Origin of the sequence: Alteromonas sp. ASW11-130, assembly GCF_026183735.1 — a bacterium.
Taxonomy (GTDB): domain Bacteria; phylum Pseudomonadota; class Gammaproteobacteria; order Enterobacterales; family Alteromonadaceae; genus Alteromonas.
This window is the reverse complement of sequence record NZ_JAPFRE010000044.1, coordinates 106,642-129,046: the sequence shown is the minus strand read 5'-3', so window position 1 is coordinate 129,046 and position 22,405 is coordinate 106,642. Positions and strand designations below refer to the sequence as shown.

The 22,405-nt window shown below is 43.6% G+C and carries 18 protein-coding genes and 1 pseudogene; 13 read left to right on the top strand and 6 right to left on the bottom strand.

The window, feature by feature from the left end:
* Positions 1 to 281 precede the first annotated feature (281 nt).
* The 9 genes and pseudogenes from OPS28_RS15145 (at position 282) to lysS (ending at position 10,332) form a co-directional block, all read left to right on the top strand.
* Positions 282 to 941, top strand: a pseudogene (locus OPS28_RS15145) (antirestriction protein ArdA).
* 369 nt (positions 942 to 1,310) lie between these two features.
* The gene (locus OPS28_RS15140) at positions 1,311 to 1,622 is read left to right on the top strand and encodes a helix-turn-helix domain-containing protein (protein WP_265610302.1); all 312 of its coding nucleotides are present in this window, start codon (positions 1,311 to 1,313) and stop codon (positions 1,620 to 1,622) included.
* Positions 1,615 to 2,826, top strand: a complete 1,212-nt coding sequence (locus tag OPS28_RS15135; protein ID WP_442864009.1) for a type II toxin-antitoxin system HipA family toxin — start codon at positions 1,615 to 1,617, stop codon at positions 2,824 to 2,826. Before OPS28_RS15140 ends, OPS28_RS15135 begins: the two co-directional genes overlap by 8 nt.
* 102 nt (positions 2,827 to 2,928) lie before the next feature.
* Positions 2,929 to 3,411, top strand: a complete 483-nt coding sequence (locus tag OPS28_RS15130; RefSeq protein ID WP_265610301.1) for a mobile mystery protein A — start codon at positions 2,929 to 2,931, stop codon at positions 3,409 to 3,411.
* A gap of 140 nt (positions 3,412 to 3,551) precedes the next feature.
* Entirely contained in the window at positions 3,552 to 5,141 is a 1,590-nt protein-coding gene (gene prfC / locus OPS28_RS15125) for a peptide chain release factor 3 (RefSeq protein ID WP_265610300.1), read from the top strand.
* An 11-nt stretch (positions 5,142 to 5,152) separates the two neighbouring features.
* Positions 5,153 to 6,883 (top strand): arginine--tRNA ligase, encoded by a 1,731-nt coding sequence (gene argS, locus OPS28_RS15120; protein WP_265610299.1) that lies wholly within the window; start codon positions 5,153 to 5,155, stop codon positions 6,881 to 6,883.
* Between the two features lie 51 nt (positions 6,884 to 6,934).
* Positions 6,935 to 7,507, top strand: coding sequence for an NADPH-dependent FMN reductase (locus OPS28_RS15115; RefSeq protein ID WP_265610298.1), 573 nt, complete (start codon positions 6,935 to 6,937; stop codon positions 7,505 to 7,507).
* A gap of 163 nt (positions 7,508 to 7,670) precedes the next feature.
* Positions 7,671 to 8,769, top strand: a protein-coding gene (gene prfB / locus OPS28_RS15110; RefSeq protein ID WP_265610297.1) for a peptide chain release factor 2 whose coding sequence is annotated in 2 segments (ribosomal slippage) — positions 7,671 to 7,745 and positions 7,747 to 8,769 — 1,098 coding nt in all. Because the reading frame shifts where the segments join, the coding sequence is not laid out codon by codon here.
* Between the two features lie 24 nt (positions 8,770 to 8,793).
* On the top strand, positions 8,794 to 10,332 hold the full coding sequence (gene lysS, locus OPS28_RS15105; RefSeq protein WP_265610296.1) for a lysine--tRNA ligase: 1,539 nt from the start codon (positions 8,794 to 8,796) through the stop codon (positions 10,330 to 10,332).
* Here lysS and OPS28_RS15100 read toward each other — a convergent pair.
* The 3 genes from OPS28_RS15100 to OPS28_RS15090 are packed head-to-tail and all read right to left on the bottom strand — an operon-like array spanning position 10,329 to position 12,483.
* Positions 10,329 to 11,228: a ketopantoate reductase family protein gene (locus OPS28_RS15100; RefSeq protein ID WP_265610295.1), complete on the bottom strand. Its 900-nt coding sequence runs from the start codon at positions 11,226 to 11,228 to the stop codon at positions 10,329 to 10,331. The two genes, lysS and OPS28_RS15100, sit on opposite strands and share 4 nt — an antisense overlap.
* Positions 11,215 to 11,913: a TIGR01621 family pseudouridine synthase gene (locus tag OPS28_RS15095; RefSeq protein WP_265610294.1), complete on the bottom strand. Its 699-nt coding sequence runs from the start codon at positions 11,911 to 11,913 to the stop codon at positions 11,215 to 11,217. Before OPS28_RS15095 ends, OPS28_RS15100 begins: the two co-directional genes overlap by 14 nt.
* 9 nt (positions 11,914 to 11,922) lie before the next feature.
* Positions 11,923 to 12,483: an Hpt domain-containing protein gene (locus OPS28_RS15090; protein ID WP_265610293.1), complete on the bottom strand. Its 561-nt coding sequence runs from the start codon at positions 12,481 to 12,483 to the stop codon at positions 11,923 to 11,925.
* A gap of 197 nt (positions 12,484 to 12,680) precedes the next feature.
* Between OPS28_RS15090 and OPS28_RS15085 the strand changes: the two genes are divergently transcribed.
* The 3 genes from OPS28_RS15085 (at position 12,681) to OPS28_RS15075 (ending at position 18,019) form a co-directional block, all read left to right on the top strand.
* Positions 12,681 to 15,509: a M16 family metallopeptidase gene (locus tag OPS28_RS15085; protein WP_265610292.1), complete on the top strand. Its 2,829-nt coding sequence runs from the start codon at positions 12,681 to 12,683 to the stop codon at positions 15,507 to 15,509.
* 200 nt (positions 15,510 to 15,709) lie between these two features.
* The gene (gene gshA / locus OPS28_RS15080) at positions 15,710 to 17,308 is read left to right on the top strand and encodes a glutamate--cysteine ligase (RefSeq protein ID WP_265610291.1); all 1,599 of its coding nucleotides are present in this window, start codon (positions 15,710 to 15,712) and stop codon (positions 17,306 to 17,308) included.
* 69 nt (positions 17,309 to 17,377) lie between these two features.
* Positions 17,378 to 18,019 carry a transglycosylase SLT domain-containing protein gene (locus tag OPS28_RS15075; RefSeq protein WP_265610290.1) on the top strand — a complete coding sequence of 214 codons (642 nt, stop codon included), beginning with the start codon at positions 17,378 to 17,380 and terminating at the stop codon, positions 18,017 to 18,019.
* 334 nt (positions 18,020 to 18,353) lie between these two features.
* Here the strand turns inward: OPS28_RS15075 and cspE are convergent, their stop codons facing one another.
* The 3 genes from cspE to smrB all read right to left on the bottom strand — a co-directional run bounded on the left by cspE (position 18,354) and on the right by smrB (position 21,385).
* Positions 18,354 to 18,566: a transcription antiterminator/RNA stability regulator CspE gene (gene cspE, locus OPS28_RS15070; protein WP_265610289.1), complete on the bottom strand. Its 213-nt coding sequence runs from the start codon at positions 18,564 to 18,566 to the stop codon at positions 18,354 to 18,356.
* Between the two features lie 486 nt (positions 18,567 to 19,052).
* On the bottom strand, positions 19,053 to 20,690 hold the full coding sequence (locus tag OPS28_RS15065) for an acyl-CoA dehydrogenase family protein (protein WP_265610288.1): 1,638 nt from the start codon (positions 20,688 to 20,690) through the stop codon (positions 19,053 to 19,055).
* Between the two features lie 77 nt (positions 20,691 to 20,767).
* Entirely contained in the window at positions 20,768 to 21,385 is a 618-nt protein-coding gene (smrB, locus tag OPS28_RS15060; RefSeq protein WP_265610287.1) for an endonuclease SmrB, read from the bottom strand.
* Positions 21,386 to 21,463: 78 nt separating this feature from the next.
* On the opposite strand from smrB, the gene prmB reads away from it, so the two are divergent.
* Complete coding sequence (prmB, locus tag OPS28_RS15055) at positions 21,464 to 22,402, top strand: 50S ribosomal protein L3 N(5)-glutamine methyltransferase (RefSeq protein ID WP_265610286.1); 939 nt, start codon at positions 21,464 to 21,466, stop codon at positions 22,400 to 22,402.
* Positions 22,403 to 22,405 lie beyond the last annotated feature (3 nt).

The following is a 22,405-nucleotide window of genomic DNA, read 5'->3' as shown; positions in this document are numbered from 1 at the left end:
GCCAATTAAAGATGGTTAAAGAGTTGTTTGCTTGTAAAAACAAAGCGTGACAATAAGTTCCTGGTTGTTCTGTAACCAACGCAAGAAAATCCCTCTCATCCTAAGTCAGAGAGAGTTTTGTACAGATCCTCGTACATATAAATCCCCAGCGCGGGCTAAAAACTGAAAGGTGACAATGTCTCAATCATAGCCAAAAGCTAAACAAGGGAACTTGAGAGACAAGGCTTGAGAGAAAACAAAACTTCACCCTCTTTAAAATATCCCTTCATCTCCCCCAGCTTTTGAAGTTCAGACTTGTACGGGACGGGGGCCCCTGTCTGAATTTCACCAAAATTTGTACTCGTCGCTCCCCTTCATCGCATTTAGGTCTCGCTTCTTTTCTCAGGGTTTTAAACTCTAAAAGGGGATGTGTTTTTGAGATTAAAAAGCAAAAAATAAGCGAAGGAATTAGAAATTATGTTGCAGACCTAACCGTATACAATATTGGCAGACTACACGGTGTGTGGATTGATGCCACGCAGGACATTGACGACATTCAAAATCAAATCAACGAACTACTAGCCAATAGCCCCGAACAGGATGCAGAAGAATATGCTATTCGTGATCAGGAAGGCCTTGCGGGTTATTCAGTGTTTGAATATGAAGGCATTCAACGTGCCCATGATATCGCTCGTGTTATTGCTGAGAATGGCGAGATAGCAGCCGATTTATTATCACACTTCGGTGATAGCATCGAGGATACACAAAAAGCTATCGTAGAAAACTATTGAGGTTGTTAGGCCTCGCTAGCGGATTATGCCGAAGAACTGACCGAAGAAACCACACTTATCCCAGAATATTTAGCTTTTTATATCGACTATGAAAAAATGGGGCGCGATATGGAGCGGGGTAACGATGTGTTCACCATCGAAACAGGTTATCAAGAAGTTCATATTTTCTGAGATCATTAAACAGGCGAGCTTCTGCCCTTTCTTGTTAAAGGGGCGGGAGCTTGCTTTTGGCGGCGCACTTTTGGGGCTCAGAGGCCTTACAGTCTATATCGCTCATACTTCGCTTGTCTTATCTCCGCTGTCGTCAAGCTGAGCCCCAAAAGTTTAAATAATGCGGTTTAAGAATATTGTTGTTTACGGCGTTTAGCGCCGTAAAACGCAAGGGAGCTAAACCTGAACCTGATGCTAGATTTATCTATTAAAGAACATCAAATATACTTCTATGATGTGTTAAAACATATCAATATTGAGTCTTTTGGTGGTGCGTGATATAGTTTTATAGATAATAGTATTTTGCTGATATAGAAAGATATATCAAATATGAGTTATATAACCGATCAAATATTGGAAAGCTTGCGAGAGGCGCGTGCGCGTAAGGGCTTTAGCCAACGGGAGCTAAGCGCCCGTTCTGGCGTGCCGCAAAGCCATATCTCTAAAATTGAGTCAGGCGGCGTTGATCTGCGGGTATCCAGTTTGATCGCTTTGGCGCGTGTGCTTGATTTAGAGCTGTTTGTTGCGCCTAAAAAGTCAGTGCCAGCCATCAAGTCTATTATTCGTAGCGCCAAGGGGCATGATGAAGATGAGGAGCAGGTTACTCCGGCCTATAGCTTGGATGGTGATGCTGATGAGTAACGTTTCCACACTCAATGTACTGCTCTATGGCGAACCTATCGCGACAATCACCAATGTTGGCAATGACAGAACACTTTTTGCCTTTACGGATGCCTATGCTAACGATGAAGCGCGGCCTGTATTAGGGCTGGGTTTCAAAGATGCGCTTGGAGGCTTGATCACGAATTTTAAACCTACCCAAACCAAATTAACGCCGTATTTTTCCAACCTGTTGCCAGAAGAAACAATGCGTAACTATCTGGCTGAGCGCGCGGGGGTAAACCCTGCACGGGAATTTTTCTTGCTTTGGGTGTTGGGGCAAGACTTAGCGGGAGCTATTACGGTTATGCCTGCTGATGGTGAGGCATTGCCGCCTAACGTGCATGGAGATATCGAAGAAGAGATGACGCACGAAGCGCCTATGCGCTTTTCTTTGGCGGGTGTGCAGCTAAAATTTTCAGCCGTGCAGCATGCCAGTGGTGGGTTGACTATTCCCGCATCAGGTACAGGCGGTTCATGGATAGTGAAATTGCCATCATCTCGCTTTGAGGCAGTGCCAGAAAACGAATATTCAATGATGGAATTGGCGCGCATGCTGGGTATGGACGTACCTGAAACTCAGCTACTGCCAATTGATCAGATTGCTAATATCCCAGAAGGCATTGGCAAGTTTGGCAATAGCGCTTTTGCGATTAAACGCTTTGACCGCGCCGATGGGCAGGCTATTCATATTGAAGACTTTGCGCAAGTTTTCGGCGTATACCCGCAGGATAAATATAAGAAAGCCAGTATGCGCAATATTGCGCAGGTTATCGGCATAGAAGGGCAAGAAGAGGATACCGCCGAGTTTATCCGCAGGTTGGTGTTTAATACGCTGATCGGCAATGCCGATATGCACCTTAAAAACTGGTCAGTGATTTATAAAGATAAACGCACGGCATCCATTGCGCCTGCTTATGATTTTGTTTCGACTATTCCGTATATACCTGACAATAGCGCAGCGCTAAAAGTCAGTCGCAGTAAGAAATTCAGTGATTTTACTCTGGATGAACTATCGCATTTAGCCGCCAAAGCCATGCTGCCAGAAAAGCTGGTACTGGATACAGCTAAGCAAACGGTGGAAGGCTTTTATGAGATATGGGCGAAAGAGAAAACCCATTTTCCGCTGACCAAAGACATGATCGAAACAATCGATAAGCACTTGCGAGACGTGCCTTTGCGCTGATAATTGGATATCAAAAAAGTATACATATTTATTGACTAAAAAGGCGTTTAAGTATATAAATATGTATACTTTTCAAGCGGTGTCATACACAAAAGGTAAGCGGTGAGTATAGACAAGATAGTTGCCAAGCAATATCGAGACAGAGTTAATCAAGCTGTCAGCCAGTTTGGTGACGTGGCTATACAACCTAACCACGGTCTTCCTGAAGAAGGCTGGTTAAGAACCGTGCGAACTGCATTGGGTATGACAGGTACGCAGCTTGCCAAAAAGCTGGGCGTCACCAAAGCGAGAGTTTTTAAAGCAGAGCAAGACGAGCCGCATGGCAGCGTGACATTAAAATCCATGCAGGCCATGGCCGAAGCGATGGATTGCCACTTTGTGTACGCCATTGTGCCAAAGCACAATGTGGAAGATGTCATTAAACAGCGCGCCTTAGAAAAAGCGCGTGAGCAGGTTAATGCAGCCTCTACGCATATGACACTGGAAGGCCAAACGCTCAGTAAAGAGCAGCTTGAATATGAGATTGAGCGTGTTGCTGCGCAAATCATGGATAAGATGCCTTCAGACTTCTGGAACGAAGAATAAGCACAGCAGACGTTAATACGCTGATGGCGTATTAAAAAAACGGTATTTGATGCATAGATACCGAGGTTCACTTTTTAATGCATAAAAAGTGATTGATCCAAACGGGTGTAAATTTAGGTGTAAATAAGGGTTTTTAAGGTATGAGCGGTAGCAATTTTGTCAATGAAATCAACAAGCGAAGGACTTTCGCTATCATCTCGCACCCTGACGCCGGTAAAACCACCATTACTGAAAAAGTACTATTGTTTGGTCAAGCCTTGCAACGGGCCGGTACGGTAAAAGGTAAAAAATCAGGGCAGCACGCCAAATCTGACTGGATGGAAATGGAAAAAGAACGAGGGATCTCGGTCACCACCTCGGTGATGCAATTTCCATATAACGAGCACTTAATTAATTTACTGGATACACCCGGGCACGAAGATTTCTCTGAAGATACTTATCGTACCCTCACCGCCGTGGACTCTTGCTTAATGGTAATTGATGCGGCTAAAGGTGTTGAAGCACGAACGCGTAAATTAATGGAAGTCACACGTTTGCGCGACACGCCTATCATTACGTTTATGAACAAACTCGATCGTGATATTCGCGATCCAATGGAATTGCTGGACGAAGTCGAAACCGAGCTCAAAATAGCCTGTGCTCCTGTTACCTGGCCGATTGGTTGTGGTAAGTCGTTTAAAGGGGTTTACCACATTCATCGAGACGAAACGATTTTGTATGCCACCGGACAAGGGCACACCATCCAAGATGTGCGTACTGTCAAAGGATTGGATAACCCTGAGCTTGATCACGCAGTGGGCTCAGACCTGGCCGAACAACTTCGAGACGAACTTGAATTAGTGATGGGGGCTTCCCATGAGTTTGACCAAGCGCTTTTCCTCGCGGGCGAACTAACTCCTGTGTTTTTTGGAACAGCATTAGGTAACTTTGGTGTGGATCACATGCTCGATGGCTTAGTTGAATGGGCGCCCGCGCCGTTAGGTAGACAAACGGAAGATGGTAATATTGCCGCCGATGCGCCAGGATTCAGCGGTTTTGTATTTAAAATTCAAGCTAATATGGATCCAAAGCACCGGGATCGTATTGCGTTTTGCCGCATCGTTTCGGGCAAATATGAAAAAGGTATGAAAATGCGCCATACTCGCCTCGGCAAAGATGTTCGTATAGCTGATGCATTGACATTTCTAGCGGGAGACCGCGCCTTACTCGAAGAAGCCTACGCAGGCGATATTATCGGTTTACATAATCACGGTACTATTCGTATTGGCGACACATTCACGAATGGGAACAACTTCCGTTTTACCGGCATTCCCAATTTTGCGCCTGAGCTGTTCAAACGCATCCGATTGAAAGACCCCCTTAAACAAAAGCAATTATTAAAAGGGCTAATCCAGCTATCTGAAGAAGGTGCCGTTCAGGTATTTCGACCGTTAGCCAACAACGATCTTATTGTAGGCGCTGTCGGGGTACTTCAGTTCGATGTGGTGGTGGCCCGTCTTAAAGCCGAGTATAACGTCGATGCCCTTTACGAACATATTAACGTTTCAACAGCTCGCTGGGTTTACAGTGACGATGCAAAAAAACTAGATGAATTTAGACGCAAAGCGGAACAGAATTTAGCACTGGATGGCGGCGACAACCTAACATACATTGCCCCCACTATGGTGAACTTGCAACTCGCCCAAGAACGTTATCCTGATATTGAATTTACGCAGACACGCGAACATTAAGGTTTAAAACAATGAATATTCATTCGCTACTTGTCAGCCGCTTTAAGCAAGCTCTTGTCGAAATGCAAGTTTCAGACGCATCCGCGCCCGTTACCCGCAGTGCTCGCCCTGAATTCGGAGACTACCAATTTAATGGAGCCATGGCTCTGGCTAAAACACTCAAACAAAAACCACGAGACATAGCTCAGCAGATTGTTGATCATGTGAAGCTTGATGATGTGGCTGAAAAACTGGAAATCGCAGGGCCAGGATTTATCAACATTCATTTAAATGACGTCTGGCTTGCTAATCAGTGTGAACTTATCCTCCACGACCCGCGCATGGGCGTGGCAGCACAATCGCAACAAAACGTAGTTGTAGATTATTCATCGCCGAATCTTGCTAAAGAAATGCACGTGGGTCATTTGCGAACTACCATTATTGGTGATGCGGTAGTGAAAGTGCTCGAGTTCTTAGGTCACCATGTTATCCGCCAAAATCATATGGGTGACTGGGGTACCCAGTTTGGCATGTTACTGGCACATCTTGCAGACAAATTACAGGAAGAAGTAGCAGAAACAGCGCTATCTGACCTGGAAGATTTTTATCGCGAAGCTAAAGTGCGCTTTGACGAAGAAGAAGGGTTTGCTGATCGCGCTCGTGAGTACGTTGTGAAACTACAAAGTGGTGACGAACAATGCATGACGCTGTGGAAACAATTTATCGATATATCTATCACACATAGTGAAGAAGTGTATGAGAAGTTGAACGTCAGTCTTACTCGGGACGACATTATGGGTGAGTCGGCCTATAACGAAGACCTTGCAAATGTAGTTTCTGAGCTGAAAGAAAAAGGATTAGCCGTAGAAGATCAGGGAGCTCAGGTCGTATTTCTTCCAGAGCTGGCCGACAAAGAAGGTAATCCCGCCGTTTATATAGTGCAAAAATCTGGAGGAGGCTATCTTTATGCCACCACCGATTTAGCAGCAATGCGTTATCGGAGCGGCAAGTTGAATGCGGATCGTACTTTAATTCTTACTGATGCTCGACAAGCGTTACACTTTAAACAGACTGAAATAGTGGGTCGCAAAGCCGGCTTTATGAAACCAGAACAGAGTTACGAACACTGCCCATTTGGTATGATGTTAGGAAGCGATGGTAGACCGTTTAAAACCCGCACCGGCGGAACAGTTAAGCTGGTGGAGTTATTGGATGAAGCAGTCGAGCGTGCCAGCAAATTAATTGCAGAGCGCAATAATGAACTAGACGAAAACGAATTGAACGATGTGGCGCGTAAAGTAGGAATTGGCGCAGTTAAGTATGCTGATTTAAGTAAAAATCGTACTACAGATTACATTTTTAACTGGGATACGATGCTGAGTTTTGAGGGAAATACTGCGCCATATCTTCAGTATGCCTACACGCGTGTGAAAAGTATTTTCCGTAAAGCGGGTATACCTTCCACAGCGCTAAATGGCGAGATTAAACTGGAGCAAACTCAAGAACATGGGTTAGCGGTACTGCTTATGCAGTTTGAAGAAGTCGTCAATGTGGTAGCGAAAGAGGCGACACCTCACGTTTTGTGTACCTATCTATATGATCTGGCCAGTGCATTTATGAGTTTCTATGAAGCGTGTCCCATTTTAAAAGACAGTGTGGATGATGCCACTCGTGCAAGCCGCTTAGCATTATCTGCATTGGTAGCCAGTACACTTCAACAAGGTTTGACATTGTTGGGTATCGACACACTTGAAAAAATGTAGCACGAAAATTAAGAATAAAACGCTACGATACAAATTAGGAGAGAAGTTTTAATGGTAAAATTAGTTGCTTTCGCTGGCAGTACCCGAGACAAATCGTTTAACCAGTCAATTATTGAAGTGGCCGTTGAAGGTGCAAAAGAAGCAGGCGCAGAGGTCAATCTGATCAGCTTGGCTGATTATCCGATGCCTATTTTTAATCAGGATGATGAAACAAATAATGGCATTCCGGAAAAAGCACAACAGTTCAAAGAACTGTTGATAGCAGCTGATGGCTTTTTGATAGCTTCGCCCGAATACAACAGTAGCTATCCGGCGTTGCTTAAAAATGCTATAGACTGGGCATCTCGCCAATCAGGCGATGAAAAAGTGCTAGCAGCGTACAAAGGTAAAGTGGCTGGTATCATGGCAGCATCTGAAGGCGCGTTAGGGGGGATGCGTGTATTGGTGACCCTTCGCATGCTACTTGAGAATATAGGTACATTGGTACTTCCTAATCAAAAAGCGATTGCCCGGGTGCACACATTACTGGATGAAAACGGCAAGGTGACTGACGAAAAGACCATTAAGCAACTAAAGCTTCTTGGTAAGCAGACTGCTGAGCTCGCAGCCAAAGTTAACGCTTAAAACGTTCCCGTCAAAGCCACATACATAAAGACTGCATCATAACTAAATCTGTGATGCAGGCTTTATAAAATATTTATCAGCTTCAGCTATCAAATTTGCGCCAAATTCGTTACCATCCGCGGTCTTATAATTTTTTGTATCCAATTTAAAACTCAGGCTAATTATGTTTGAAGTGAATCCAGTCCAATACGCCTTGGAAGAAGTGCGAGAGCGTACCGCTGCACTTAGGGGGTATCTTTGACTTTGATGCAAAGTCAGAGCGTTTAGAAGAAGTAAACCGGGAGCTTGAAAGTCCCGAGGTATGGAATGAGCCTGAGCGCGCGCAGGCATTGGGAAAAGAAAAAGTTGCCCTCGAACAGATAGTCGAAACTATCCTATACCTTGAACAGGGTGCCGAAGATGTCGAAGGGTTGGTCGAGTTAGCCGTTGAAGCCGAAGACGAAGAAACCTTTACCGAAGCCCAGAACGAATTGAAAGGGTTAGAAAACAAGCTGGAAGAACTGGAGTTCAGACGCATGTTTTCTGGTCCAAATGACACCTGTGACTGTTATTTAGATATACAGGCTGGATCTGGCGGGACGGAAGCGCAAGACTGGGCAAATATGCTTTTGCGCATGTATCTTCGTTGGGGTGAAGCGCATGGCTTTAAGACCGAACTGCTCGAAGTATCTGACGGCGATGTAGCAGGGATTAAAAGTGCCACGATTCGTTTTGAAGGTGAATATGGATTTGGTTGGCTACGTACTGAGACTGGCGTCCATCGTCTTGTGCGCAAGTCGCCATTCGACTCTGGAAATCGCCGCCATACGTCGTTTGCTTCCGCCTTTGTTTACCCCGAAATTGATGATGACATTGAAATAGATATCAACCCTGCTGATTTACGCATTGATACATACCGAGCCTCCGGGGCCGGTGGGCAGCATGTAAATCGAACGGATTCTGCGGTGCGTATCACCCACGAACCCACTGGGATTGTAGTGCAGTGCCAGAACGACCGTTCTCAACATAAAAATAAAGATCAAGCAATGAAGCAGCTAAAAGCTAAGCTTTACGAGTTTGAGCTCCAAAAGCAGACTGCTGAAAAGCAGGCCATGGAAGACAACAAGTCTGATATAGGGTGGGGGAGTCAGATACGTTCTTACGTATTGGATGACTCTCGTATTAAGGACTTGCGCACAGGCGTAGAAACCCGAAATACCCAGTCCGTTCTTGACGGAGATTTGGATAAATTTATCGAAGCTAGCCTGAAATCAGGGCTATAACCTTAATCAAGTGAAAAATAGGCCATGACCGACCAACAACTCGACGAAAATAAATTGATAGCAGAGCGCCGGGCAAAGCTTCGCGCTATTCGAGAGAATTGCAGATCTAACGGATTTCCCAATCATTTCCGCCGAAAACATTATGCTGATGAGTTACAACAGGAGCATGGTGAAAAAAGCAAGGAAGAGCTGGGCGAAGCTGAAATTCGCGTTAGCATCGCTGGTCGTATCATGGCTAAACGGGGTCCGTTTTTATTGCTGCAGGATATGACGGGGCGTATACAATCATACGCAGCGAAAGAGACCCAGAAAGATATTAAGCTTCGTTATGGTAGTCTCGATATAGGCGATATCATCGGTGTGGAAGGTAATCTGCACAAGTCTGGTAAAGGTGATCTTTACGTGGATATGGAATCTTACACACTGCTTACTAAAGCACTACGTCCGTTACCAGAGAAATTTCATGGCTTAAGCGATCAGGAAACCAAATATCGTCAACGTTATGTGGATTTGATCACTAGCGAACGAACCCGTCAAACGTTTAAAGTGAGAAGTGCTATTATCAATGGCATTCGTAATTACTTAAGTCAGCGTGACTTCATTGAAGTTGAAACGCCTATGTTGCAAGTGATCCCCGGTGGTGCCACTGCAAAACCGTTCGCTACCCATCACAATGCGATGGATATTGAAATGTTCTTGCGTATCGCTCCAGAACTTTATCTGAAGCGCTTGGTCGTGGGAGGGTTTGAACGCGTATTCGAAATCAACCGTAACTTCCGCAATGAAGGTTTGTCTACCAGACACAACCCAGAATTCACTATGCTTGAATTCTATCAGGCCTATGCCGATTATAACGATCTGATGGATTTGACCGAAGACATGTTACGCACGCTGGCAAACGATATTCTAGGCACGGCGAAAGTTGTTAATACTGAGCGAGATGGCGAAGGTAATGTTGTTCGGGAAATTCAGTATGACTTTGGAAAACCATTTAACCGTTTGAGTATGGCTGATGCAATCTTAAAATATTGGCCTGATGCCGATGAAGCAGCTATCCGTGACCCTGAAGCGAATCTTGAAGCGCTCAAAGCCATGGCGAAAAAACTTCATATCAAAGAGCCAGAAGTGGACGGGGTGTGGGGAGCTGGTAAGTACCTGTGTGAGATATTTGAGGCGACAGCCGAAGAAAAGCTCGAACAGCCTACCTTTATTACCGAATATCCATGGGAAGTATCTCCGTTGGCCCGTCGTAACGATGACAACCCTTTTATTACTGATCGGTTTGAATTCTTTGTGGGCGGTCGCGAATTAGCCAATGGCTTCAGCGAGCTTAATGATCCAGAAGATCAGGCCGAACGGTTCAATAAGCAAGTGGCAGAAAAAGATGCTGGGGACGATGAAGCCATGCATTTTGATGACGATTATATTCGCGCATTGGAATACGGCTTACCTCCTACAGCAGGTGAAGGAATTGGTATTGATCGGTTGGCCATGTTATTCACTGATAGTCCGACAATTAAAGACGTTATTTTGTTCCCGCATATGAAGCCGCAGGAAGACTAAAGCGCTTTAATCTGTTCAACAAGCTGGGTATTGATAGGAACGTCAATACCCTTTTTCTTTGCGACCTCCACCACAAACCCATTAATTGAATCAATTTCGGTTTTACGTTTGTGCAAGACATCCTGATGCATACTAGAATAGTTGGTAGCAGTGGCTTTAGCTACTGTTAAGCAGTTTTCAATGAGTTCCGTTGAGCTAACCTTGATATCTTCGCTGAGCATAACATGACTTATCTCATTACAAATCAACGCAATTCGTTCATGGAAACGTGGCTGTGCTAATTCACCGTTAGGGATGTTATTTAATGCGGTGAGCGGGTTTATTACAGCATTAACAGCAAGTTTAAACCAAAGCGCCTGATTAATATTTACTTCCCAATAAGCGGGGTTTAAACAACGTTGAATAAGATAAACAGCTGATCGCGCTTGCCAACTATCACCTTTAATATTATTGCTGCCAACTTTAGTTATGCCCACGCCAGTATGGGTGACAGTAGTATCTGCTTTCAATGCACCATGACTGGTACTGGCTAAAATGAGGGGATTATCGGGCAAAAGTTTCTTAGCAAGACTTTCTCCGCCCATACCATTTTGCAGTAGCATTATGGTAGTTTCTGGATGCAGTGATTTCTGCCACTCATTTAATGCAGGCTCGAGTTGATAAACTTTAAGGGGTAACAGCAGCAGATCACGTTGGCCAAGCTTCAAACGTTTGGTACAGGCTTCTTTAAGTCGTATATTCTCCCCCCCATAAGTCTTAACTAAAGTAACTTGGGGAGATGAGCGAATACTACGACCATAGTGTTGTTTAGCAGATTCCAAGCCAGCACAGACCAACGAGCCAATGGCACCATCGCCGATTACCTGAACGTATTCGAAACTGTTAGGAATGGACATTTTTGAGGCTCGGCAACTTAAAATCCGGCCAGCGTAAGTTATCTGGCGCGCTGTGTTTAGCTAACCAACTTCCGAATGTTGAAGACCGAAAGATTTCTCCATCACTGGGTTCGCTGGTGCAAGTTATTACTTCATCGTCATATTCAAATTTAAGCTGCCACGCATGTAAATACATTCGATCACACGCGTTACCACCGTAAAGTGAATCCCCTAAAATGGGGCTCCCCAGACTTTTTAGCGCTACGCGGATCTGGTGGGTCTTACCCGTAAGCGGTTTAACTAAAAAGCCTCTTCTGCCCGCTTCTATGGCTGATGAGAAAAATTGTGTGACAGCCGGATTTTCACGCGTTTTTACCAAGATATATTGACCTCGGCGGCGGTTTTTCATATCGCCAATAACCGTTCCCTGTTTTCTATTCGGCTTTTGATCAGCAACAGCTAAATAGAATTTCTTGATCTTGCGCTGTGAAAACAAACGCTGAAATTTTGCAGCAGCAGCAGGATGTTTAGCTAAAATAACACACCCAGACGTGCCAGTATCCAGCCGATGACAAAGATGCAACTTTTCTGCGCCGGTTTCTCTTTCACTAGACAAAACGATACCTCGTTCCGAATCGTGCATGAGCATTCCCACAGGTTTATCGACAATGACAAAATCGCGGTGTTCAAAAACAATATTTATCAATGCTTTTACCTACGCATTAACTAAATCGATTGCTCTTTGATAATCGAGTTCATCAACTGCATCTTTGATTGCTTGTTGTTTTGACGTGTCACTCGTTGCTGCTTTTATCCACTTCCCAAGCTGGTCTTCAGGTATGAATTCACTATTTTTCAACGCGCGTAAAAAATCATCTTTGTCTTCGTTAGCGTTAGGAGTAGAGGACGATGAAACTGAAGACGTTGGCGCCGGTTCGACACCTAATTTATCAATTGTTTCTAATGTCTCCCGTAAAATACTTAGAAAAATCGGATAGCTAGGGGGGACACCCGTATGAGCTTTTAAATAATCTTCAACATCCTTACTTTCATGATGAAGCGCATTAATACCCAAATTACCTGTTACGCCCTTTAATGTATGTAATAACGCTCTTGCCGACTCCCACTCTTCATTTTCGAACATGTTATTGAGCTTTTGTTCAGTCTCAGCGTATTCATCAGCGAACTTTTTCAGGAGGGTGAATAGCAAACTTTTATTGCCACTTAATTGTGCAATTCCAAATTCCAGGTCAATAACAGTTTGCGTATTACTCATATTTTTTCCTCTCTAAATTACTCAATAAGTGTAAGACAACCAAAAATAAATTGATACAAAGCATTCTATGCTTCTGGTGCTTATTTTTGTTAACCTGACTTTTGGTTCAGCGCATCATGCTTATAATCTGATATATACTCGGCATAGCGAAACATAATTTCAGTTAAGTGCAACGCATAATTAAATAAGGATAGACAATGTCAGTAAAACTGACCTTCAAAAATATATTGCTACTAGGAGCTATGATTGGACTAGTGGCTTGCCAACAATACGCAGTTGATAAGGTGGCTCATGAACCTAATCAAGAGCAGGTGTCAATACCTTACGAAAAGTACACACTGGATAATGGCTTAACCGTAATATTGCACGAAGATAAGTCTGATCCTTTGGTTCATGTTGATGTCACCTACCATGTCGGTTCAGCAAGGGAGGAAGTTGGAAAATCAGGTTTTGCACACTTTTTTGAGCATATGATGTTTCAGGGGTCGAAGCATGTTGCCGACGAACAGCATTTTAGAATTATCACTGAAGCTGGTGGTGATATGAATGGTAGTACCAATACTGATCGCACTAATTATTACCAAACGGTACCTGCCAATCAGTTAGAAAAAGTACTTTGGCTGGAAGCTGATCGCATGGGCTTTTTACTGGAAGCAGTTGACCAGAAAAAATTCGAATTGCAAAGAGAGACCGTTAAAAATGAACGTTCTCAACGAGTTGATAATCAACCCTATGGTCTAAGACACGAACGCACTTCCGAAGCTTTGTATCCGCCTGGCCATCCTTACTCGTGGTCCACTATAGGTTACGTTGAAGATCTGGATCGTGTAGACGTAAATGATTTAAAAGCATTTTTTAAGCGCTGGTATGGGCCCAATAATGCAGTTATTACCATTGGCGGCGACTTTGATAAAGTTAAGGTTAAGCAGTTAATAGATAAATATTTCTCTCCTATCCCCCGAGGTCCCGAGGTAAGCGAGCCAGCACCTGCACCAGTAACATTAGATGAGACCCGGTATATCACTTTAGAAGATAAAGTACATTTACCGTTATTACAGATCACTTATCCCACCGTGTACGCACGCCACCCCGATGAAGCTCCGCTCGACGTCTTGTCGGATATTCTCGGTGCAGGGAAAACGTCATTATTCTATAAGAATTTGGTAAAGGCCGGAATGGCAGTTCAGGCAGGTGTATCTCATCCTTGTCGCGAACTAGCTTGCGAATTTCAGTTATTAGCCTTAGCCAATCCAGCTAGTGGTGCGAATTTGAAAAAGCTAAACGAAGTAATCAAACGAACATTAGCTGAGTTCGAGCAGCGTGGCGTAACAGCAGATGATTTACAACGAACGAAGGCGTCAATTGAGATGGCGACAGTATATGGGTTGCAGAGTGTGGCCGGGAAAGTGTCAACTCTTGCCGCTAATGAAACGTTTGAAGGAGAACCCGACTTAGTTGCTGAAGATATCGAGCGCTATAGCAATGTTACTGCCGAAGATGTTATGCGAGTTTATAGCCAGTATATAAAAGGCCAAAATGCCGTAGTGCTAAGCGTTGTGCCCAAGGAGCAGACGCAATTGGCTGTAGCTGACCAAAATTATCAAATGCCTGAACGCAAGATTGCACCCCCATCCCCACAAGAGGATGTTGCTCCGTTGGAAATCACCGACAACTTTGATCGTTCTGTTATGCCAGCGGCAGGAGAGTTACCTACGGTAAAAGTACCTGAATACTGGAAAGCAACATTGAATAATGGCATAGAAATTCTAGGCGTTAAAAGCAGTGAAGCGCCTACTACTACGTTCAGTCTGTCGCTTGAGGGGGGGATGCTATTGGACCCCTTGGACAAAGCGGGTTTGGCAAATATGACTGCCATGATGATGAATGAAACAACAAAAAACTATTCGAATGAACAAATGGCAAATCAACTGGCCAAACTCGGTAGTAATATTCAATTCTCGGCAGGCGGTCGCTATATACAGGTACAAGTTTCAGCGTTAACCAAACATCTGCCAGCTACTTTGCAATTACTTGAAGAAAAGCTTTTCAACCCTTTATTCCTTGAAGCTGATTTTATCCGTTTAAAAGAGCAGTTGTTGCAAAGTAAACAACAACAGCTAAAAACACCTGGGTACTTGGCGAACAGAGGCCGGGACCAGGTATTATATGGGAAAAATAATCGCGTAAGTTTGCCGGACGAAGGAACAATTGGAACTATCGCAAACCTGACCTTAGAAGATGTGAAAGCCTTTCACAGTCAATATTGGTCTCCGGCTAAGGCTGAAGCCATTGCCGTTACTAACTTGTCGCAATCGGCGTTAATGAAACAATTAGCATTTCTCAATAAGTGGCAAGGTGATGATTACTCTATACCCCCATTCTCAGACTTTCCTGAGTATAAAAATACCAATTTGTTCGTGATCAATAATCCAGGGGCAGTGCAGTCGGTCATTGTTTTTGCCAAAAAGGGGCCAGCTTTCGACGCTACGGGTGAGTTTTTCAAAGCGAAATTGATGAACTTCCCGTTAGGCGGGGCGTTTAATAGTCGCATTAATCTTAATCTTAGAGAAGATAAAGGCTATACCTATGGCGCGAGAAGTGTTTTCCGGGGCGGCAAATCATTAGGTTGGTTTGAGATTAGTTCGGACGTTACCGCCGCAAATACTGCTGATGCAATTAATGAAATTGTAACTGAACTTGATGCCTACCATCGACAAGGAATGAGCGATGAGGAAATTGCCTTCATGCGAAATGCATTTACATTAAGCGATGCGTTAAAATACGAAACGCCGATTAGCAAAGTACGTTTTGTAAGACAGTTACAAGCATTTGGACTGGATGATGACTACCCCGCTCAACAAATTGAAATTATCAAAAATATTTCAAAAGAGGAGCTTAATAACCTGGCCCAACAGCACCTTCAATTAGACGATATGCAAATTATTGTAGTAGGGGATATCGAGATATTGGAGGAGCAACTGAACGCACTTCCTTATCCGGTACAGCGATTACCACTTAAACACTAATTAACGGTATATTTGCAGTGAAGCGGCTGATATTCTTATTGATAGTCGCTTTACGCCTTGAAATCGTTGGTAAAGCACCTTATTGATATCAAATAATTGACAGGCAGATCTTCAGAACACGGTACATTATCTTATGCAACTTGCATAGCTGATTCACTGACGACTGACTTTTCAAACATCTGCAACCATGGGAATTTGAATTGACCTCTACATCTATATCTTTCGATGCGCGCGTCAGCGCAGTGGCAAAAGGTGACTTTTTACAAAGTTTACGCGGGATTCTACGTGGTGTGGAAAGAGAAACCCTACGAATTAATCCTAACGGGAGATTAGCCACTACACCCCATCCCGCGAGGCTAGGTTCAGCCCTAACGCATGAACGAATAACCACAGATTTTTCAGAGTCATTGTTAGAGTTTATTACCCCTCCAGAAAGCGAGCGTGGAAAAACGATTGGCCAACTACAAGATTTACATAAGTTTACCCTTGATAGCATGGGTAGTGAGAGGTTATGGCCATTGAGCATGCCCTGCTTCGTTGAGGACCAAAACGAAATCCCGTTAGCCTGGTATGGCGATTCGAATGTAGGCAAGATGAAGCGGGTATATCGACTTGGGCTCAAAAATCGCTACGGTAGTATGATGCAAGCGATATCAGGTGTGCATTTTAACTTTTCTTTACCAGAACACTTTTGGAAGCAATGGGCACTTTTACATGGTCAAACATATTCCACTGATCAGGTGTCAGCCGATTATTTTGCCATGATCCGGAATTATCGACGCTTTTGTTGGCTTATACCTTACCTGTTCGGCGCTTCCCCAGCGCTATGTAGCTCGTTTTTAAATGGAAAATCGCCAAACTTACCTTTTGAAAAAATTGGCAAAGGCACGGTATATTTACCCTATGCTACGTCGCTTAGAATGAGTGATCTGGGCTATACCAATGCAGAACAGTCTTCACTACAGATTTGTTATAACCATCTTGATAATTACGTAAAATTGTTACGCAATGCAATGTACACAGAATCTAGCCGGTTTAAACAATTCTCGGCGGGCGAGGGAGGTAACTGGCAGCAACTTAGTCACAACGTGCTACAAATTGAAAACGAGTTGTATTCTCCGATAAGACCTAAGCAACCTACGCGCAGTATGGAAAAACCCTCAGATGCGCTGGCTCGTAGAGGTGTAAGCTACATCGAAGTCAGAGCGCTGGATGTAAACCCATTCAGCGAAGTTGGAATATCTCAGTCGCAAATTGACTTTCTCGATGTGTTTTTACTGACGTGCTTATTGATCCCCAGTGAAAAATTAATGCCTGAGGAACTTCAGCTAACCAATGACAATATCGAGACTGCTGTGCTTTATGGCCGCAAACCTGGCATAGAGTTAGTTCGTCCTGGTGGAAAAATAACTCTACAGAACTGGGCGATAGAGCTGTTCGAGCATTTTGCGAAAACAGCCGAATTGTTAGATAGTGCTTATGGAAGCAGCGACTATTCAGCTTCCGTTCAGTTAGAAAGAGACAAAATAATCGATCCTGGGATGACATTATCAGGTAAAATGATGGCCCAGCTGCTTGCTGAGAATAGAGACAATGGTGAACTTGGATTGAACCTAGCCGAACAATACTCCACAAAAATTAGAGATTGTTCGTATAAATATGACGACGAAACTGTATTTCATAAAATGGCATCAGACTCGTTGCAAGCTCAAACCGAGGTCGAAGGGAATGACACAAAAAGCTTCGACACCTTTATTAGTGATTACTTCAGTGAGCCGCCAGCCAAAAAAAATGCCTGACGGGGGTCAGGCATATAAAAGGTTCCAGGGAAACACACACATTTACTAGAACACTTATTTGGACACGTGATGTTTAAAAAGTTCAAAGAAGTTTGCAAAAAATCGTTATTTTTTGTGATGGTCATACCAGTTGCGTTAACTGGATGTGCCACAGCGCCACCAAAAAACAGCAGTAATATTTGTGAAATCTTTTATGAAAAAGATGACTGGTATGATGCTGCAGCGGATGTTCGTGATAAATGGGGCGTGCCAATACACGTGCCTATGGCGATGATGTATCAGGAAAGCTCTTTCCGTCATGATGCCCTGCCTCCACGAGACTATATTTTCTTTGGCCTAATACCATGGGGAAGAGTCAGCTCTGCTTATGGTTATTCCCAGGCAAAAACCCCGACTTGGAGTGATTACGTTCGGGAAACTGGCAATAGTTGGGCCGACCGTGATGAATTTGAAGATGCTATCGATTTTATGGGCTGGTTTATTTACAAGTCGAATAAAGTAAATGGCGTGTCTAAATGGGATGCATATTCGCAATACTTAAATTACCACGAAGGGTGGGGGGGATATCGTCGAAAATCCTACAACAGAAAACCCTGGCTTAAAAAAGTGGCCGGAAAGGTTAAAGCCCGCTCTCTACGTTATGCTACACAATTGAAGACCTGTGAAGACGATTTAGATGACAGTTGGTTATGGAAACTGTTTTTCGGTTAAGTTAAAAAAAGAGAACAAGCATATGCTTGCTCTCATACGATGTTAAGCCAAGACCGTAAATACCTAACATCGAACAGGCATAAACACCTTATTGCAAATAAGAATTATTTTCAATAACTTTTTTTGAATTAATTTACGTTCTTTTATCTGCACTACGGCAGCCGCTGTTTACACAACTAATCTGAAGATTGTTCATATTAATATATAAAAAAAGGGAAAGGGCGGAAGTGTTTTTTTCTCTTGGTGTGACTAAAGTTAGAAGCAATTTACGAATTGTAGATACAAAAAAGCCAGAATTAAATTCTGGCTTTCATAAATGCGTTTTTAACAGCGCTTATTTTACAACAACGTTCGCTGCTTGAGGGCCTTTTTGACCTTGTTCAACTTCAAAGCTAACTGCTTGGCCTTCTTTCAATGTTTTGAAGCCATCAGATACGATTGAACGGAAGTGAACGAAAACATCTTTGCTACCGTCTGCTGGAGTGATAAAACCAAAACCTTTATCTTCGTTGAACCACTTAACTGTACCGTTTACTGAATTAGACATGTAAATAACCTTTTTTAACTTTATAAAATACGGTGAAAATCACCAATGGAGCTTATAGATAGAACTTAGCTAATTACGCTTGTACCAATCTATAAATCAACTTAAAAAAGGAAAATAGAGCAAAACAGAGCAGTAGTAGAAAGTGCTTTAATATCTAAAGCCCGCGCAGTTTATGATGTATGAATTGCATTGTCTAGTGAAAATTTAGTTATTTTGATACTTTTTTTGTTTGCGAAGCAATTTGTAGTGAACTTTACCAGGAAGAATAGCAAAAACCTGAAGATAGACATTTACCAAGCCAATGAATTTTCCAGCCTAGCGTAAACATTCAAGTGATATTTCTAGCCAGGAAACAATCGCCATGATTGTTTCCTTTAACTACGCGTTTGAAATAGTTCATTTTGAGCAACAAGTAATGCAAGGTTATCTATTTCAAAATATACGTTGTGTGGATACATTTTATTTCGTAAAGCATCTCATGCGTAATTAAACTTTCGGCATAAATCGCTCTACAATTCCAGCTAAATCAATATCAGCACCTAGCGTACCGTATTGATGGAACCCACCTCCACCTAACCTTGACTTCACAAATGCTTCGGCAATCATAGGTTCGCCATCACAGATTAACGTAGCGGCTTGCCACAATAGGGCAATGGATTCCATATGTCTTCTCGCCTGTAGCTCAAGTGAAGCTGTATCCGTTAAAGCTGATTTGAGTTTAATAAGCTTTTGATCGAATAATGCATAGTGGCCCTGCCCACGCTCTAACTCTTTTATGAGTGCGTCGAATGCTTCTGGTTCTCGGTTTACTACACGCAACAGGTCGAGACATTGAACATTCCCTGAACCTTCCCAAATAGCATTAACGGGAGCTTCTCGGTAAAGCCTGGCGGTAACATTTTCATTTACAAACCCTACGCCGCCAATACACTCCATCGCCTCATAGGTGTGTTGAATAGCGCGTTTGCAGATCCAGTATTTTCCGATTGCGGTAGCGCTGCGAATTAAGGCGGCCTCTCTGGGGGTATTAATGTTATCTAATGCGTGCGATATCCGAAAAGCGATAGCTGTTGCAGCTTCAGCTTCAAGCGCTAAATCAGCTAATACGTTTAACATCAAAGGTTGCTGATGAAGATATTTACCGAACACCTTCCGCTCCCGCGTATGCCAAATGGCTTCCTTGGTAGCCTGTGCCATCAATGCACTAGAGCCTAACATACAGTCGTAACGCGTTAGAGCGACCATTTGAATGATAGTGGTTATTCCTTTACCTTCTTCACCTAACATCCAGCCATGGGCATCAAGAAATTCAATTTCAGAGCTAGCGTTCGATTGATTTCCTACTTTATTTTTTAGGCGCTGGATATGTATGGGATTCTTACTGCCGTCCTCGCGCCAGCGGGGAACTAAAAAACACGACAGTCCTTTTTCAGCCTGTGCCAGTACTAAGAACGCATCGCACATAGGCGCCGAGCAAAACCATTTGTGCCCGACTAAACTATACATTTCTCCGCTGCCAGCTTCGTTTAGCGGTGTAGCTTTAGTGGTATTGGCGCGAACATCCGAACCGCCTTGTTTCTCTGTCATCGCCATACCGATGGTTAAGCCTTGTTTCTCAGACCAGGGTTTATTAGTACCGTCGTAATGGCGGGAAAGAATTTTTGGCAACCACTTTTCAGCAACGTTCGGCTGAACCGAAATGGCAGGTATACTGGCAAACGTCATAGTCAGGGGGCAACCAGAGCCTGGATCTGCGTGGGTATGGAGAAAAGCCATCGCTCCACGGACGACATGGGCTCCTGCTTGGGGATCGGTCCACGGCAAGCTACAATGGCCTTGACTAATGGCGTGTCGCATAAGCTGGTGATAGGAAGGGTGGTAAGTGATTTCATCTATTCGATGACCAAACCTATCATGGGATTGAAATTCAGGAAGATATTTATTTGCTAGAAAGCCCGCAGATAAAAGCTCATTGCCTATCTGTTGCCCGAAAGAGCTCAAATGTTCATCCCCCCAGCTACCACCATATTGACTCACCCAATACTGCAAAACGTTGTCAGCTGTATAGGCATTATAATCTTCCAAAGCTGTAGGTTGGTTAAATACCTCATGGGTATCTCGCATGGTAGTTGTCCCGCCCTTTTTATCGTCGCGTCAATAACAAACTACTGTACTGTTTGTTCAGATAAATGTCAGGTAAATTAGCGTTTGGGGGTGTCGATATCGATTAACACGAGTATGGCAGATTGCCCGCCATATTCTTTTGTGGCCTGATGAAACGCTTTTATATGAGGATGCTGAACAAGGTAATGAGGCAATGCATTTTTTAAAATACCTGAGCCTTTACCATGCATTACACTTACGCAGTCGATTAGCTCTTTTCTAGCGGTGTAAATAAGTGCCGCTAACTCTTGTTTAGCCGCTTCCTTAGTGAGTCCATGTAAGTCTAAAACCATTTCAGGTGGAAAGTCTCCGCGTCGAAGCTGCTTCAGTACATGAGTAGACACATCTGAACGGCAGTATCGCATTGGCCCTTCATGAGGAAGCTGGGCCTGGTACATATCGGAAAAGCAAAACATGGCTGCAATTTGGCGACGACTGCTGTCAGAAAAATCAGCAGACTGATTGTGTAATTTGCTGGCTAATGTTTTCTTTTTTGTCTTCTTGCTGGGGACAATTTTGTCCTGAACAAGGGGCTTTACGCCTTTCACGATTTCCTGAAAAGAAAGTTCATCATCCTGTTCGACGCTTTTTCCTGTCTCGTTTGCCTGCAAACGTTGCTTGGCCAGTTGTTTTTTAAGCTGTCGAAGTTCTTTCATAGATGAATTAAGCATGGGCGTAGCGTTTAACTTTGGGTATGATATCAGCTTTGCAATTATCCATGTACCTAAGTCGCTATGACCGATAAATTTTATTTAGAAGAAGCAATCAATGACCTGAGTACCGTGATGGATATGGTAAGGTGGGCCAGTAGCCGCTTTAATGATGCGCAATTGTATTTTGGCCATGGCACTGATAATGCTTGGGATGAAGCCGTCAGTTTAGTGCTGCAGGCATTGCACTTACCTTATTCAATACTGGAACAGACCCAACAAAACGTTTTCAATTCTTCGCTCACGCGTAGCGAAAAAGAGAAAATTGCTGAATTAGTATTAAAACGCGTTCAAACCAGAATGCCTCTGCCTTACATTACCAACGAAGCCTGGTTTTGCGGTATGCCTTTTTATGTGGATGAACGAGTATTAATTCCTCGCTCGCCCTTTGCTGAGCTTATCAAAAATCGCTTTGCGCCATTTCTGACCGATTCTCCCCAATCTGTTTTGGATATGTGCACAGGTGGTGGCTGTATTGCCATTGCTTTGGCGTACGCATTTGAAGACGCCCACGTAGATGCGGTGGACATCAGTCCAGATGCACTGGAAGTGGCTGACATCAATATTCAGGAGCATCAACTATCTCACCGAGTGTATCCTATTCACTCTGATCTATTTACCAATTTGCAAGGTCAACGTTACGATCTGATAGTATCTAATCCTCCTTATGTAGACGCAGAAGATATGGGCGATTTACCCGATGAATTCCAGCATGAACCTGAATTGGCATTGGCTGCGGGAGACGATGGCTTAGATTTGGTTGAAACCATGCTTAAACAAGCGCCAGAATATTTGCGCGACAATGGCTGGCTATTTATTGAAGTCGGCAATAGTGAAGTGCATATGGCACAGCGCTTCCCCGAACTAAATGTTGAGTGGCTTTCTTTTGAAAACGGCGGGCATGGAATTTTCGCGATAGCAAAACAATCACTCGTCACATACTGGCAACAAAAGGAACAATAAATT